Origin of the sequence: Pseudomonas sp. DC3200b2 (genome assembly GCF_049895785.1) — a bacterium.
Classification (GTDB): Bacteria; Pseudomonadota; Gammaproteobacteria; order Pseudomonadales; family Pseudomonadaceae; genus Aquipseudomonas; species Aquipseudomonas massiliensis.
Window position 1 is genome coordinate 105,295 of record NZ_JAFCTA010000006.1, and the last position, 15,763, is coordinate 121,057.

Here is a 15,763-nt window from a genome sequence, read left to right on the forward strand (position 1 = left end):
CGGGTAGCGATTACTGAGCGGACTTGATCGCGGCGCCAAGTTTCTTGGCCGCCGAGGCGGGGTCGCCGTTCTTGTCGTTGATGAAGTTCGTTACGACGTCGAACACCGCGCCCTGCACAGCCAGGCTGGTCGCCATGTTATGTGCCATGCTCGGCTGAGCGCCCTGACCCTTGCTCGCTTCGTCGAAGTCCTTGCGCGACGCCTGGGCGCAGCTGTCGAACTGGCTCATGTCGATGTCGCCACGGACCGGGATCGAGCCCTTGTTCTGGTTGAACACGGTCTGGAAGTGGGTACCCAGGGCAATCTTGGCCACGTCCTTCTGGGCCGCCACCGTACCTGCGTCCTTGACCTTGAACATGGCCAGGGAGTCGACGTTATAGGTATAGCTGCCCGCGGTGCCCGGGAACGGAATGCACTGGTAGTCCTTGCCGGCCACCTTCTTGGCGGTGGTCCATTCGCTCTTGGCCCAGTCGCCCATGGCCTGCATGCCCGCCTTGCCCTGGATCACCTGGGCGGTGGCCTGGTTCCAGTCCTGGCCGCCACGGTTAGGGTCCATGTAGCCGGCAAGCTTCTTCAGCGCGGCGAACGAGTCGGCCATTTTCTGGCCGGTCAGGGTGCCCTGGTCCAGCTCAACGAAGGCCTTGTGGAAGCCTTCAGGCCCCATGACCGCCAGCACGATGTCTTCGAACACGGTCGCGTTCTGCCATGGCTGGTCGCCATGGGCCAGCGGCGTGATGCCGGCGGCCTTGAGCTTCTCGGCGGCGGCGAAGAGTTCATCGAGGGTGCCAGGCGCCTTGTCGATTCCTGCCTTCTTGAAGGCTTCCGGGTTGATCCACAACCAGTTCACCCGGTGGATGTTGAACGGCACCGCAACGTAGTGACCATCGTACTGAACGATCCGGGCCACGGTCGGGGACAGCAGCTTGTCCCAGCCTTCGCTCTTGGCGACGTCATCCAGGCCGTCTTCGGTGAGCAGGCCCAGCGAGCCCCAGTCCTGGATATCCGGCCCCTTGATCTGCGCGGCTCCTGGCGGGTTGCCGGACACTGCGCGGGTCTTGAGCACGGTCATGGCGGCGGCACCACCACCGCCGGCCACGGCGTTGTCTTTCCAGGCGTAGCCATCGGCCTTGACCTGGTTGCGCAGAACGTCCATGGCCGCGCTTTCGCCGGCGCTGGTCCACCAGTGGGTAACTTCGATAGTGCCTTTGCCGTCGGCGGCCTGTGCCGCGAAGGGCGCGAGCGTGGCGAGGGAAATGACAGCGGCGAGGCGATTGATCGCGTTCATCGGAATTCCTTGTTGTTGTTATGCCGTAGCAAGTCTGGCGCTTGCGCTGGATGCAGTTTAGGCAAGGTCATTAGCGCGCCAGGTAACGAAACGATGCTCAAATGTCACCAAGTCGTGACATTAACCCTGGCCTGCCAAGGCGCTGGCGATGCTTACCGCCAAAGGCAGGCCAGGCAGTAGAACGGCCTGCAGTGCATGGTAAAGGTCAGGCTTGCCGGCCCACACCTGGGCGCTGGGACGATTCTGCTCGTCCAGCTCGTGATACCAGCTGCCTTGCGTGCGGTCGATCAGATAGTGCTCGGTAAAGTCCCAGTAGCGTCGATACCAGTCCTCGTAGTGGCGCTCTCCCGTACGTATCAGCAAGGCCGCCGCCGCCGCGCTGGCCTCGGCATGGACCCAGTGCATACGCTGGCGTACCACCGGCTGGTCTTGCCAGTCGAGGGTATACACCAGGCCAGGCGCGCCATCGGCCGCCCAGGCGCTGCCACAGGCGGCGGCGAACAGCTGGCGGGCCGCGTCCAGGAGCCATTGCGGAGCGTCCAGCCCGCGGCGTTGGAGGGCGCCTTCCAGGTGAAGCAGCAAGCGGGCCCACTCGAACGCGTGCCCTGGCGTACTGCCATAGGGCCGGAAGGGGTCTGCCGGCTGCGCCTGGTTGTAATCCAACAGAGGCTGCCAATGTTGGTCGAAGTGCTCGATCACCCGATGCTGGTTGTTCATGGCATGGTCACGGATCAGCCGCTCGCAGATACGTAGCGCGCGCTTCAGCCACAACGGGTTACCGGTAACGTCGGCCAGGGCCAGGAAGGCTTCCACGCTGTGCATGTTGCTGTTGGCGCCCCGATAAGCTTCCGGGACGCTCCAGGCGCGGTCGTAGGCTTCGGCCATGGCGCCTTCGCCCTCCTGCCAGAAGTGAGTATCGATCACTCTCACCGCTTCAGTGAGCAAGGCCTGAGCACCAACGCAGCCGGTCACCGTGGCGGAGCTGGCGGCCAGGGCCACGAACGCGTGCAGGTAGGCAGCCTTGCCATCGTCCCCCTCCCCCTGGGCCTGGGCGAACCAGCCGCCATGGGTCTGGTCTTGCAAGGTTCCCAGCAATGCCCGCACGCCATGTTCGACCAGCGGGCCAAAACCCGGCAGGCCACTCAAGTGGGCCAGGGCAAAGCTGTGGGTCATCCGGGTGGTGATCAGGGTCTGGGCTCGGTCATCGGCCAGCCGCCCCTCGTCATCCAAGGGGCCGAAACCCTCGTCCAGACGCGCGGCCTTGGCGAAGCGAGCCAGCCGCCAGGCTTCGTCCAGACGCCATTGGCGGTGCGCTGGTGAGTCGAGCCAGCTGCTGAAGATAGGGTCAGGTTTTTCCATGAGGATCCTTCGACTTGTTATTGTTCGCGTCAGGAGTGTACCCAAGCGCAAGCGGATGCCGGGTAACGAAGGCGCAAGGCCGCGTCACCGCTCGGTGACGATTGGAAGGCCTCGATGCGCTCGGGCCGAATCAGGTTCGTGGTAGATACAGCGTAACCCTTAGCCCTCCCTGCGGCAGGTTCCGCAGGCTCACTTCCCCGCCGTGGCTGTGGGCGATGTTGCGAGCGATGCCCAGGCCCAGCCCGTAACCCGGCTGGTTGGTAGCCAGGCGCACATGGGGCTCGAATACGGTTTCGAGCCGCTGCGCCGGTACGCCGGGGCCTTCGTCGTCCACGTGCAGCACGAACGCCTTGGCCGAGTCTTCCACGAACAGGTGCGCTCGCTCGCCATATTTCAAGGCGTTGTCGATCAGGTTGCCCATGCACCGCCTCAGCGCCAGGGGCTTGCCGCGGTAGGCGCGGCGGGCCTGACCGCTGAGGGTGATGCGGCCGTTGCCCGACGTCGCCATGTAGGGTTCGACCAGGCAGTCCAGCACCTGGTTGAGGTCTACCCGCTCGATGTTCTCGTGGATGTCCGTGTCCTTGACACACTGGAGCGCCCCTTTGACCAGCATGTCCAGTTCGTCCAGGTCCCGATTGAAGCGCGTGTGCAAGGCTTCGTCCTCCAGCAGTTCCACTCGCAGGCGCAGACGTGTGATAGGCGTGCGCAGGTCATGGGAGATGGCGCTGAACAGTTGACTGCGCTCCGTCAGGTATCGGCTGATGCGCTCGCGCATGGCATTGAAGGCTCGGCTGACTTCCACGACCTCGCTGCCGCCGCCCTCCACCAGGGGCTTTTCCGGCTCGGCGCCCAGGGATAGCTCACGGGCCGCGCGCGCCAGGCGCTTGAGCGGGCGGCTCTGCCAATGCACCAACAGCCCGATGAACACCAGCAGGAACAGGCTGGTCAGGCCGATGAACAGCAGCTGCTGGGCGGGGAGGCCTTCTTCGTCGAGGCTGGTGTAGGGCTCGGGCAGCAGGGAGGCGATATAGAGCCATTCGCCATCGCCCAGGCGAATCTGGGTGACCATGACCGGCGGGTTCACCGGTTCCAGGGTCAAGGCATAGTGGGCCCAGGATCGTGGCAGGTCGTCCAGCGCCAGCCCACTATTGAAGATCCGCAGGTCCTGGGGCGTCACGAATTGCACCGTCAGGCTCACCTGCTCGCCCAGTTGCTGATGCAGTACGGCAGCCACCGCGTCGATCACCGCCTGGCGCCGGGGGCTGGGCCCGATTACCCGCATGCTGAGCGGCTTGTCGTTGAGCGAGACGAAGAAGCGGGTACCTCCCATGCTACGCAGCTGGTCCAGCACCAGGGGACGATAGGCCAATGGCAGCGAGCGGAAGTAGCTCACACTGGCGGACATGGAATGCGCCAGGCTACGCGCACTGGTCACCAGCCCCTCGAGCTGGGTCTCCCGCAGTTGCGACAGCCAGATCACGCTAGAGAGGGTTTGCGCCAGCAACACCGCCAGCAGGGTCAACAGCAGCATGCGCCCCAGCAGGGACCGTGGCAGCGGTGGTCGTCTAAGCCGTAACAACGTTGGCCGCCAGAAGATAACCACTGCCACGCACTGTGCGAATGAGCCGAGGGGGCTTCTCGGTGTCCCGCAAACGTTGGCGCAGACGACTGACAGCCATGTCGACGATGCGGTCCAGAGGCATCAGTTCACGACCCCGGGTAGCGTTGCCGATGGTGTCGCGGTCGAGGATCTGCTGCGGATGGTCGAGGAACAGCTTGAGCAGCGCAAAATCGGCGCCCGAGAGGATCACTTCTTCGCCATCCACATGGAACAGTCGATGACTGACCACGTCCAGGCGCCAGTCATCGAAGGCCAGCAGTTCGCCGGCACGCTCGCTGCCGAATTGGGCACGCCGCAACAGCGCCTTGATCCGCGCCTGCAGTTCCCGGGGACTGAAGGGTTTGCCCAGGTAGTCGTCCGCGCCCAGTTCCAGGCCGACGATGCGATCAGCCTCGTCGGAACTCGCCGTGAGCATGATGATGGGCACCTGGGCCTGGCGTGGATGCTGTCGGGCCCAGCGGCAGAGGCTGAAGCCGTCTTCATCCGGCAGCATGATATCGAGGATGACCAGGTCCACGCTCGAGGCATTGAAGGCTTCGCGAAAACCTCGACCATCGCCGACCGCCTGGACCTGGAAGCCGGCACGGCCCAGGTAGGCGGTCAGCAGTTCGCGGATTTCCTGGTCGTCGTCGACCAGGAGAATGGTTTTGCCGGCAGTGGTCAAAGCAGTGGTTCCCCCTGAGCACGGGTCATCGCCCGTTCGAGGGTGATTAGACGCTTACCGCGGCCCTTCCCGCAAGGCCACGCCGGCACCGATAAGTCCGGAAAATTCGGCCGTTACCACCCACACCGGCACCTGGCCGAAATAGCCGCTCATGCAGCCCTTGTCGGCGAAGCTCTCGTTGAAGCCGCTGGCCAGGAACAGTTCGATGAAACGGGGAATCACCCCGCCGACGATATATACCCCGCCAAGACCTCCGACGGTCAGCACGTTATTGCCTGCCACCCGCCCGAGGAACCGGCAGAACTGGTCGATAGCCAGCGCCGCCACGGCATCGCCAGCCAGGGCCAGCTCGGTCACCTGGGCAGGCTGACTGGCCTTGGCCGCATGGCCATCGAGGGCACAGATGGCTTCGTACAGACGCAATAGGCCACCGCCGCTGAGAATGGTCTCGGCGCTCACATGACCGATGTCGTTCTGGATATGCTGACGGATCCGAGCCTCCCGCTCGTTGCCTACGGGCAGATCCACATGGCCGCCCTCTCCTGGCAGGGCCATCCAGTGCCCTTCGCCGAGGTTGAGCAGAGTGCCCACGCCCAGCCCGGTGCCGGGGCCGATGACCACCGCAGGGCGACGGGGATCGGCGCGGCCCTGGCGCACCGTCTGGAATTCACCGTCGCGCAGCCGGGTCATGCCCAGGGCCATGGCGGTGAAATCGTTGATCAGCAGCAGGCGCTGAACGTCCAGGGTGGCGCAGAACGCTTTCTGGCTGAGCCGCCAATGGTTGTTGGTGAAACGGAATTCATCGCCGTCCACTGGCCCGGCGACCGCCAGGCAAACGGAGCTCACTGCGCCCTTGGCCAGGTTCTGGTCACGCAGGTACTTGGCGATGGCCTGTTCCGGACTGGTGAAATCCGCGGTGGAAAACACCTGGACCGCACGCAGCGCGTCGTTTTCCCACAGGGCGAAACGGGCGTTGGTGCCGCCGATGTCGCCTACCAGTGCCAATGTCATTTAAGGGCTCCCAAAGCCGAGGTAAAGGCGCTGGCGCCCTGCTCGGCCGAGCTGAACGCCACTCGCATGAAACTGAACAATTCGCGACCGCAGCCCACGCTGCTATCCACTGTCGGCACCGCGGCTTCGCGGGATTCGAACTCGGCCACGTCCACCTGAAGCTGCAAGGTGCCGGTCGAGCCATCCACGCGGATGATATCGCCATCGCGCACACGCGCCAGCGCCCCGCCGTCCACCCCTTCCGGGCATACATGGATCGCGGCCGGGATCTTGCCCGATGCACCTGACATTCGTCCATCGGTAACCAGGGCGACCTTGAAGCCGCGATCCTGCAATACGCCCAGGAAGGGCGTCATCTTGTGCAGTTCCGGCATGCCGTTGGCGCGGGGCCCCTGGAAGCGCACCACGCAGACCACGTCACGGTCCAGCTCGCCGGCCTTGAAGGCATCAGCCAGTTGCTGCTGGTCCTCGAATACCCGGGCCGGAGCCTCGACGACACGGTGCTCCGGGGCCACGGCGGACACTTTCATCACGCCTCGGCCCAGGTTGCCCTCCATCACGCGCAGCCCGCCTTCGCTGGAGAAGGGCCGCGTCGCTGGCCGCACGACCGCCTCGTCCAGACTGGCCGCCGGCCCGTCACGCCATACCAGCCGACCGTCATCCAGGAAAGGCTCGCGGGTGTAGGCACGCATGCCCTTGCCCATCACCGTATTCACATCCTCGTGCAGCAAGCCGGCGTCCAGCAGTTCGCGCACGAGGAAGGCCACGCCTCCGGCAGCCTGGAAATGGTTGATGTCGGCCTTGCCGTTGGGATAGACATTGCACAGGGTCGGCACCACCTCGGAGAGGTCGGCCATGTCCTGCCAGGTCAGCTGAATGCCGGCCGCCATCGCCATGGCCGGCAGGTGCAGGGTGTGGTTGGTCGAGCCCCCGGTGGCATGCAGCGCCACGCAGGCATTGACCAGGGCACGCTCATCCACCACCTCGCCCAGCGGCATGAAGTTGCCGCTCGCCTTGGTGATGCGTACCACCTGCTGCGCCGCCTCGATGGTCAAGGCCTCGCGCAGGGGCGTATTGGGGTTGACGAAGGAGGCGCCCGGCAGGTGCAGGCCCATGACCTCCATCACCAGCTGGTTGGTGTTGGCGGTGCCGTAGAAGGTGCAGGTGCCCGGGCCGTGGTAGGACTTCATCTCCGATTCCAGCAGCTCTTCGCGAGTGGCCTTGCCCTCGGCATAGCGCTGGCGCACATCGGCCTTTTCCTTGTTGGAAATGCCTGAGGGCATGGGCCCACCGGGCACGAAGATGGTCGGCAGGTGGCCGAAGCGCAGCGCGCCAATCATCAGGCCGGGCACGATCTTGTCGCAGATGCCCAGGCAAAGGTTAGCGTCGAACATGTTGTGCGACAGCGCCACGGCGGTGGCCATGGCAATGGTTTCCCGGCTGGCGATGGACAGCTCCATGCCTGGCTCGCCCTGGGTGACTCCATCGCACATGGCCGGCACGCCACCGGCGAACTGACCGACACTGCCCATCTCGCGCAGGGCCGCCTTGATGACCTCGGGGTAGCGCTCGTAGGGCTGGTGGGCCGACAGCATGTCGTTGTAGGCCGAGACGATCGCCACGTTGGCCGCGTTGAGCATGCGCAACTGGTGCTTGTCCTCGGCACCGCAACCGGCTACGCCGTGGGCGAAGTTCGCGCACTGGAGCTTGCCGCGCTGAGGCCCCTCCGTGGCGGCCGCGCGAATCATGGCCAGGTAACGCTCACGCGTGGGGCGGCTGCGTTCGATCAGCCGTTGGGTAACCTCGAGGACGCGGGGATGCATGTAGGACTCCAGGCTCAGGAGAGGACCGTTCTCGGGCAACGCAGTGAATCGACTGGCGTGGAAACTTTCAACTTCAGGGCCAGGGGTCGATCAAAAGACAGAGCCGTACCGGTCACGCGTTGTAGATAAAACAAAATTCTGCCATCAAAAAGGCTTGTTTTCTATTTCTATGCGAATAATCTTGTAATTCCAACAACAAAACAGATTTCGTGATTCGGACCTCGGCGGAGACGTTCCACAATCTGACAGTAGGTAATGCCAATGACCATTCGCATCGCAATCAACGGTTTCGGCCGCATCGGAAGAAACATCCTCCGTGCACTGTATACCCAAGGCTACCGCCAGGACCTGCAGGTCGTCGCAATCAACGACCTGGGTGACAGCGCCATCAATGCCCACCTGCTCAAATATGACACTGTCCACGGCACCTTCGATGCCACCGTCGAACATGACGAGGCGGGCTTGAGCGTCAACGGCGACCGTATCGCCGTATCGGCCATTCGCAATCCTGCTGAGCTGCCTTGGAAAGACCACAAGGTCGACGTGGTGTTCGAATGCACCGGTCTGTTCACCAGCCGTGACAAGGCCGCCGCGCACCTGCAGGCTGGCGCCAGCAAGGTGATCATCTCGGCTCCGGCCAAGGGCGCCGATGCCACCGTGGTCTTTGGGGTGAACCACGACATTCTTACAGCGGCCCATCAGGTGATCTCCAACGCGTCCTGCACGACCAATTGCCTGGCACCCGTGGCCCAGGTGCTGGACCGTGAAATCGGCATCGAACAGGGCCTGATGACCACCATCCACGCCTACACCAACGACCAGAACCTGATCGACGTCTACCACAGCGACCCCTTCCGCGCCCGCTCGGCCACCCACTCGATGATCCCGAGCAAGACCGGCGCCGCCGAGGCGGTGGGCCTGGTGCTGCCGCAGCTGGCCGGCAAGCTCACCGGCATGGCGGTACGGGTTCCGGTGATCAACGTGTCTCTGGTGGACCTGACCCTGAACGTCAAGCGTGACGTGACCGCCGACGAAGTGAACCAGCTGCTCAAAACCGCCGCGGAGGGCTCCAAGGTGCTGGGCTATAATTCACTGCCGCTGGTGTCCTGCGATTTCAATCACAATCCCCTGTCATCCATCTTCGACGCCAATCACACCAAGGTCAGCGGGCGGATGCTCAAGGTAATGGCCTGGTATGACAACGAGTGGGGCTTCTCCAACCGCATGTTGGACAACTGCCTGGCCCTTTGTAACGCCAAGTAAAGGATGCCTGCATCGTCTTGACCTCGGGCGTGGATGAGAAGCATTATCATCCGTCGCCCCGGTTAGGTCGTCCTGTGAGACAGTCACGCTTCAACACCGTTTTTCTCGGCCAGCGCCTGAGCCTGCTGCGCACCCTGCAAGGCATTGTCCGCAACCGGGGCATCGCCGAAGAACTTCTTCATGAAACCTGGCTCCGGGTGTCCCGCACCTTGACGGAGCGCCCTATAGAGCATCTGGAGCCGTTCGTTTTCCAGACCGCCCGCAATCTGGCCCTGGATCATCTCCGCGCCCAGCGTCGACACGCCCGTACCCTGGACGATACCCTGCCGCCTGAAGCCTTGGAGGCCGTGCCTGAAGAACGCAGCAGCGCGGAAGACGCCGCCCACGCGCAGCGCCTGCTGCAACGCCTGGAAGCCAGCTTGCAACGGCTGACACCGCGCCAGCGGGATATTTTCGTGCGCAGCCGTGTCCATGGCCAGAGCTACCTGGCGATCGCCGACGCCCTGGGCGTTTCGGCCAGCACCGTTCAGAAAGAACTGAAGTTGATCATGCTGTTATGCCTGGAGGCCACCCGGCAGCCAATGACCGTTTCCAAACCATCTTCATGAGGACTCGCTGATGCCCACTTCCTTCCGGCCCGCGTCAGCGGAACAGGCCCTGCAGGAAGCGGTGGACTGGATGATCCTGTTGCAATGCCCAACGCCAGCCCAGTGCCAGGCCTTTGACGCCTGGCTGGCCGAGGATCCTGGTCACCTGGACGCTTATGCCCAGGCCAGTGCTGCCTGGTCCGCCCCGGAGATGGAAACGGCCGCGTCCCGGCTGGCGGCGCCACCGCCAACTCCCCTGCCCAAGCCGCGAAAGACGCCAGTGTCGGGCTTGCCCTGGCGCCGACTGGCGCTCGCCGCCGTACTGGTGCTCGGGGTCGCGGCCCTGGTCAAACTGCCCTTGCGCCTGGAGGCCGATCACATGACCGGCATTGGCGAGCGGCAGCATTTCAACCTGGCCGATGGTACCGAGGTGGTACTCAATACCGAATCAGCCCTGGCCGCCCAGGCAGGCCCCAACGCACGCGCCGCCCAACTGCTGCAGGGCGAGGCCTGGTTCGACGTGCCCAGCCGTGGCGCCCCGCTCGAACTGCGCGCCGGTCCCCTGCTGGCACAGGCCAACGGAAGTGCGTTCACGGTGCGCTGGTTGGACGGCCAGGCCCGGGTACATGTCCAACGCGGCCGGGTCGACCTGCGCAGCAACCAGCATGAAAACCTGAGCTTGTCCGCGGGCATGAGTGTCGGGCTGGGCCGCTCAGGCTTCGAGGCGCCGACGCGGCTGCAACCGGAGCAGGACCTGGCCTGGCTCAATGGTCGCCTGGTGTTCGTCAACCGCCCCCTGCGGGAGGTGCTGGCCGACCTGAGCCGCTATTACCCCGGCTGGATTCTCAATACGCGCGCCTCGCTGGATGAGCGGCGGGTAACGGGCAACTACAGCGTCGAAGATCCGCCTGCTGTATTGCGGGCCCTTGCCCAGGTCACTTCCGCCAGCCTGCGAGAATGGCCAGCGCTGATGATCCTCAACTGATCCGGACGCTGTTCTTCAATTTCGCCGCGGCTCGACCCGGGCCTTGCCGCTAGACGGCGGCACAAGTTTTTTTACGCGATTTACAGGCTGGTTCGTCTCGTCTTTTTGCCAATGCTAATTATTCGCATCAAGACGGAGCTTTCATGCACCCTTCTCTTCTTCCCAGCGCAGCCATGACCTGCCTGGCTGCCTTCTGTGCCCCGGCGGTGGCCGAGTCCAACCCGCGGGATTTCGCCATTCCCTCCCAGCCACTTTCTTCCGCGCTGACCGCCTTCAGTAGTGCGACAGGCTGGCAGTTCGGCCTGCCAGCGGAACTCGGCGAAGGCCTTGCCTCGGCCGATGTGCACGGCCGACTGCCAGCGGAGCAAGCGCTGGCCCGGCTGCTTACGGGTACCGGTCTTTCCTTTCGCAAGGTTGCCCCGGCATCCGTGGTTCTGGAAAGGCAAGGCGCTGTGCAATTGGCGCCGATCAGCATCAGCGCCACCCGGCGCGCGCAAGCCACCAGCGAGGTGCCGGCCAGTGTCAGCATTACCGACCGTGAGGCCCTGGATCGCGATAGCGTCGACACGCTGCAGGAGCTGGTGCGTTACGAGCCGGGCGTGAGCGTGGGCGGCACCGGGCAGCGCGCCGGCCTGACCGGCTTCAATATACGCGGCATCGATGGCGACCGGGTATTGACCCAGGTGGACGGCGTCAGCGTGCCCGACAGCTATTTCTTCGGCCCTTACGCCCAGACCCAGCGCGACTACGTCGACACGGAAATCCTCAAGCGCGCGGAAATCGTCCGGGGCCCGAATTCCGCGCTCTATGGCAGCAGCGCCATTGGCGGCGCGGTGAGTTACTACACGCTGGATGCCGAGGACATCCTCAAGCCGGGCAAGGACGCCGGTGCCCGCCTCAAGGCAGGCTACAGCTCCCAGGACAACAGCTGGCTCAAGTCCGCCACCGTGGCTGGCCGGCACGGCGATTTCGATGGCTTGCTGCACCTGAGCCGGCGCGATGGCCATGAAACCGAATCTTACGGGGGCAATCATGGCACCGGCCTGAGCCGTACGGCAGCCAACCCGGAAGATGTCAGTACCACCAATGTTCTGGTCAAGGCCGGCTGGAACTACGCGGACGAGGGTCGCCTGGTATTGACCTATGAAAACTTCCAGCGCAACACCGAAGGGAATATGAAAAGCGCTTACGGTGGCCCCTTCACCAACGGCGCCGGCCTGGGCATGTACCGCTGGCGAAGCATCGACGACAGCGTCAGCCGAGAACGCTTCGGCATCGCTCAGGACATGGGGCTCAACAGCCTGTTCGCTGACCAGGCCAAGTGGAGCCTGAACTACCAGTTGGCCAAAACGGACGAGCAGACAGACGAGCTCTACGTGCCTTTCACCCGGCAAGTGCTCCGGCACCGGGACACCTATTACAAGGAACACCAGTGGGTGTTCGACGGCCAATTGGAAAAGGCTTTCTCCGTTGGCAACACTGAACATGACCTCACCTACGGCACTGCCCTGAAGCGGCAGAAGGTCAGCGGGTTGCGCAGCGGCTATGGCATCTGCGTCGCCGCTGGCCGGGGTTGCACGCCAGGCGCTGGCAGCAGCGCTGACTACCTGGCGCCGGAAAGCGATTTTCCGAACCCTACCGTGGACACGTTCAGCCTGTTCGCACAAGACGAGATCCGTTACAACAAATGGACCTTCCTGCCGGGCGCGCGCTACGACTACACGCGGCTTACCCCTCACCTGACCGAGGCATTCCTGCGTACCCTCGACCCCACCGATCCTGTCAGCGCTGAGCGCAAGACCTGGCATCGGCTGTCGCCCAAGCTTGGCCTCACCTATGCCCTGAGCGAGGAAACGCGCTGGTATGCGCAATATGCAGAAGGCTTCCGCACGCCTACCGCCAAGGCGTTGTATGGCCGCTTCGAAAACCGCGCAGGGGGCTACCGGGTCGAGCCCAATTCGAATCTCGAACCGGAAAAGAGCCGAAGCCTGGAGACCGGGCTGCGCGGCTATTTCGACGCGGGCAGCTATGAAGTGGCGGTCTTCTATAACAAGTACCGAGACTTCATCGATGAGAATCGCCTCCAGGCCGGCTACGACGAGCAGACGTTCCAGAGCGTGAACATCAGGCACGCCACCATCCGCGGCGCCGAGGCCAAGGGCCGCTTGAACCTGGACCGCTTCGGCGCGCCCGAAGGGCTTTACACCCAGGGTTCCGTAGCCTGGGCCCATGGCCGCAATGACGACACAGGCCAACCCTTGAACAGCATCAACCCGCTCACCGGTGTGCTCGGCCTGGGCTACGAGCAGCCGCGCTATGGCGGGCTGCTGAGCTGGACCTTGGTCAGGCGCAAGGACAGGGTGGACGAAAGCAGCCTCAACGCCCCGGACGGCGGCAGCGCTTTCAGGACCCCCGGCTTTGGCACCCTGGACGTGACCGGCTACTACCAGATCAGCGAAGACCTGACCCTCAACGCGGGGCTCTACAACCTCACCGACAAGAAATACTGGCTGTGGGACAACGTACGCGGCTACGACAGCGTGGGCGAGGCGGCGGTGACCGCCCCGGCCAACCTGGACCGACTCACCCAGCCAGGCCGGAATTTCTCGGTGAACCTGGTGTGGAACATCTAACGCAACCCGGGGCCGCCCCGGCGGCCCCCTCATTGACGAGACTCGCCATGAACGCTCTGACAGCCCCTGCCAGCCCAACCACTCGCGCCGCCCGCTCCCAGCGCTTGAGCCAGGTCACGCGCGCGCCCCACGAAACCCTCGACGCCCTGGTCAAGGCCAAGGCAGCTTTCGATACCCTGCAAGGCTTTGGCCGATTTCTGAGGGCACAGTACCTGTTCCAGGCCGAGCTGGCGCCCTTTTACAACGATGAACGCCTGACAGCGCTCTTTCCCGGCCTGCCCCAACGCTGCCGGGTCGATCAGGCATTGGCGGACCTCGCCGACCTTGGCGTGCGCCCCCCTGTGGCGGTGCCAGGCGCACCCGCCGACCTGAGCGTGGCTGAAGCCCTGGGCTGGATTTTTGTCTCCGAAGGGTCGAAACTCGGCGCCGCTTTCCTCTACAAGCGGGCCGAAGCCCTGGGCCTGTCCGCGGAAAAGGGCGCGCGTCACCTGGCCGAACCCGAAGGCGGCCGTGCCGCTGGCTGGAAGGCCTTCGTGAAAACCCTGGATGCCCTGAGCCTGTCCGAAGCCGAAGAAAGGCTGGCCGACGCCGGTGCTTTAGCGGCTTTCACACGCTTCACCGTTTTGCTGCAAGCGGCCTATGCTGATGCACAGGCTTGAATTCACCACCGGGCCCGCCTCAGGCGTGGCCCGGCCTGACCGATGTCCGGTGTCGATGACCACCCAGCCTCCAGCGCCCCGTTCCCGTCTGGCCCGCCTGCTCTACGCACTTCTGGCGTATGTCTGCGTGGGCATCGGCATAGTTGCGATCTTCATCCCTGGCCTGCCCACGACCGAATTCATTCTTATCGCCGCCTGGGCGGCTACTCGCAGTTCGCCGCGGCTGAGCGCCTGGCTGGAAAACCATCGCGTGTTCGGGCCGATCATTCGGAACTGGCGCAACGGCAAGATCATTACCCGCCGGGCGAAATGGGCGGCCACGGCAAGCATGCTCGCTTGCGCCATCATCATGTGGCTGACGCTGCGCCACTACTGGGCTATCTACGCGGCCATCGGCGGCATGGTATTGGTCAATCTTTGGATCTGGTCAAGGCCCGAAGCGCCGAAAGGATCCCAAAACCGGTGACCGATCGTCGGAAAATCTTCAAGATCTTTCCTGGCCAGTCGATGCGATGAGGTAGCCGAATGTCGGCTTGGGAGGGCCATTCGCCCTCTGCCGTGCCACTTATCGCGAGCCCATTCCATGTTCCAGTCCCTCTCCATACGCTTGAAGATCGTCCTGCTGGCCGGGCTTTGCCTGATCGCCGTGGTTGCAACCGTGGTAGGCATGAACCTGTATCAGGCCCGTACCAACAACCATATGGTGGGCGCCTTCAGCGAAGAGATGCTGACTCGGAGCGTGGAGAAGCTGCTGCTGGCACAGGCCGCGGAGAAGGCGGCTACCCTGCAGAAAACCTACAGCGCGGACCTTACCCTGGCCCAGGACATGGCTGAGCAGATGGGGCAACTGAGCGGAGCCGGACCCCGCCACGGCCTGGATAAGGCAGCCGTGCGTGAAGAAGCCAATCGCGCCCTGGAGTTGGGCTTCAAGCGCAATCCCGATGTGCTGGGCGTGTGGGCTGTATTCGAAAAAGACGCCTTCGATGGTCAGGACGCTAGCTTCGTTGGCGACCTGAGCCATGGTTCCAACGAAACCGGCCGCTTCGGCAGCTATTGGAGCCGTTATGACGGCAGCGATAGCAACACCGCCATCGATGAAGACGATCTGGTCAGAAACGAAATCAACGCCAGCGGCCTGCCTTACAACACCTGGTACACCTGCGCCCTGCAGACCGGCAAGCTGTGCCTGCTCGAACCCTATGCCGACACCATCAATGGCAAGACCCTGCTGATGACCACCATCGCCATACCCGTTCGGGTAGGCGGCAAGGTAGTCGGCGTCACAGGGGTTGACCTGGCCTTGAACTCGCTGCAGGTCAGCGCCGCCAAGGCCAAGGCCGAGCTGTTCGACGGCGCCGGGCATATCATGGTGCTTTCAAGCAAGGGCATCCTGGCGGCCAACAGCGATGCTGCCGACAGCCTGGGCAAGCGCATCGACGCCAGCTTGGGCGAAGAAGGCAAGGAAATTCTCCAGCTGGTGCAGGGTGGTACCGCCAAGGTGGTCGCCCGGGGCGACCTGATCCGCGCGGTGTACCCGGTTACTCCAGTAGAAGGCGCCCCTGCCTGGGGCGTGGCCATTGATCTGCCACGCCAGGTATTGCTGGCCGACGCCCTCAAGCTGCAGGACATGCTCGACAGCGCGCAAACCAGCGGCACTCTGCAAACCCTCATGGTGGCTGTGCTGGCTGGGCTGCTGGGGCTGGTGCTGCTGTGGCTGACCGCCTCGGGCGTGACCCGGCCGATCACTAACGTGGCGCTGATGCTCAAGGACATCGCCAGTGGCGAAGGCGACCTGACCCGCCGCATCCGGTATAGCCGCCAGGATGAACTGGGCGAGCTGGCCAGCTGGTTCAACCGTTTCCTGGACAAGCTG

At 63.9% G+C, this 15,763-nt stretch carries 12 protein-coding genes and 1 pseudogene; 7 read left to right on the forward strand and 6 right to left on the reverse strand.

Going from position 1 to position 15,763, the window contains the following annotated elements; all coding sequences use genetic code 11:
• Positions 1 to 10 precede the first annotated feature (10 nt).
• The 6 genes from ACP691_RS17735 to edd form a co-directional block, all read right to left on the reverse strand.
• Entirely contained in the window at positions 11 to 1,285 is a 1,275-nt protein-coding gene (locus tag ACP691_RS17735) for an ABC transporter substrate-binding protein (RefSeq protein WP_040261217.1), read from the reverse strand.
• Positions 1,286 to 1,405: 120 nt separating this feature from the next.
• Positions 1,406 to 2,644: an AGE family epimerase/isomerase gene (locus ACP691_RS17740; RefSeq protein WP_426151982.1), complete on the reverse strand. Its 1,239-nt coding sequence runs from the start codon at positions 2,642 to 2,644 to the stop codon at positions 1,406 to 1,408.
• Positions 2,645 to 2,774: 130 nt separating this feature from the next.
• Entirely contained in the window at positions 2,775 to 4,175 is a 1,401-nt protein-coding gene (locus ACP691_RS17745; RefSeq protein WP_426151984.1) for an ATP-binding protein, read from the reverse strand.
• A 34-nt stretch (positions 4,176 to 4,209) separates the two neighbouring features.
• Complete coding sequence (locus tag ACP691_RS17750) at positions 4,210 to 4,929, reverse strand: response regulator (protein WP_426151986.1); 720 nt, start codon at positions 4,927 to 4,929, stop codon at positions 4,210 to 4,212.
• Positions 4,930 to 4,983: 54 nt separating this feature from the next.
• Positions 4,984 to 5,940 (reverse strand): glucokinase, encoded by a 957-nt coding sequence (locus ACP691_RS17755; RefSeq protein WP_426151988.1) that lies wholly within the window; start codon positions 5,938 to 5,940, stop codon positions 4,984 to 4,986.
• Positions 5,937 to 7,763: a phosphogluconate dehydratase gene (gene edd / locus ACP691_RS17760; RefSeq protein WP_426151990.1), complete on the reverse strand. Its 1,827-nt coding sequence runs from the start codon at positions 7,761 to 7,763 to the stop codon at positions 5,937 to 5,939. Before edd ends, ACP691_RS17755 begins: the two co-directional genes overlap by 4 nt.
• A gap of 261 nt (positions 7,764 to 8,024) precedes the next feature.
• Here edd and gap point away from each other — a divergent pair, with 261 nt between their 5' ends.
• The 7 genes and pseudogenes from gap to ACP691_RS17795 form a co-directional block, all read left to right on the forward strand.
• Positions 8,025 to 9,026: a type I glyceraldehyde-3-phosphate dehydrogenase gene (gap, locus tag ACP691_RS17765; protein ID WP_426151992.1), complete on the forward strand. Its 1,002-nt coding sequence runs from the start codon at positions 8,025 to 8,027 to the stop codon at positions 9,024 to 9,026.
• A 74-nt stretch (positions 9,027 to 9,100) separates the two neighbouring features.
• On the forward strand, positions 9,101 to 9,634 hold the full coding sequence (locus ACP691_RS17770; RefSeq protein WP_426151994.1) for an RNA polymerase sigma factor: 534 nt from the start codon (positions 9,101 to 9,103) through the stop codon (positions 9,632 to 9,634).
• 10 nt (positions 9,635 to 9,644) lie between these two features.
• Positions 9,645 to 10,598, forward strand: a complete 954-nt coding sequence (locus ACP691_RS17775; RefSeq protein ID WP_426151996.1) for a FecR family protein — start codon at positions 9,645 to 9,647, stop codon at positions 10,596 to 10,598.
• A 143-nt stretch (positions 10,599 to 10,741) separates the two neighbouring features.
• Positions 10,742 to 13,231, forward strand: a complete 2,490-nt coding sequence (locus ACP691_RS17780; RefSeq protein WP_426151998.1) for a TonB-dependent receptor — start codon at positions 10,742 to 10,744, stop codon at positions 13,229 to 13,231.
• A 47-nt stretch (positions 13,232 to 13,278) separates the two neighbouring features.
• Positions 13,279 to 13,890, forward strand: a complete 612-nt coding sequence (locus tag ACP691_RS17785; protein ID WP_426152000.1) for a biliverdin-producing heme oxygenase — start codon at positions 13,279 to 13,281, stop codon at positions 13,888 to 13,890.
• Between the two features lie 55 nt (positions 13,891 to 13,945).
• Positions 13,946 to 14,356: a YbaN family protein gene (locus ACP691_RS17790; RefSeq protein ID WP_426152271.1), complete on the forward strand. Its 411-nt coding sequence runs from the start codon at positions 13,946 to 13,948 to the stop codon at positions 14,354 to 14,356.
• Between the two features lie 372 nt (positions 14,357 to 14,728).
• Positions 14,729 to 15,754, forward strand: a pseudogene (locus ACP691_RS17795) (HAMP domain-containing protein); the annotation flags it as partial.
• Positions 15,755 to 15,763: the final 9 nt, after the last annotated feature.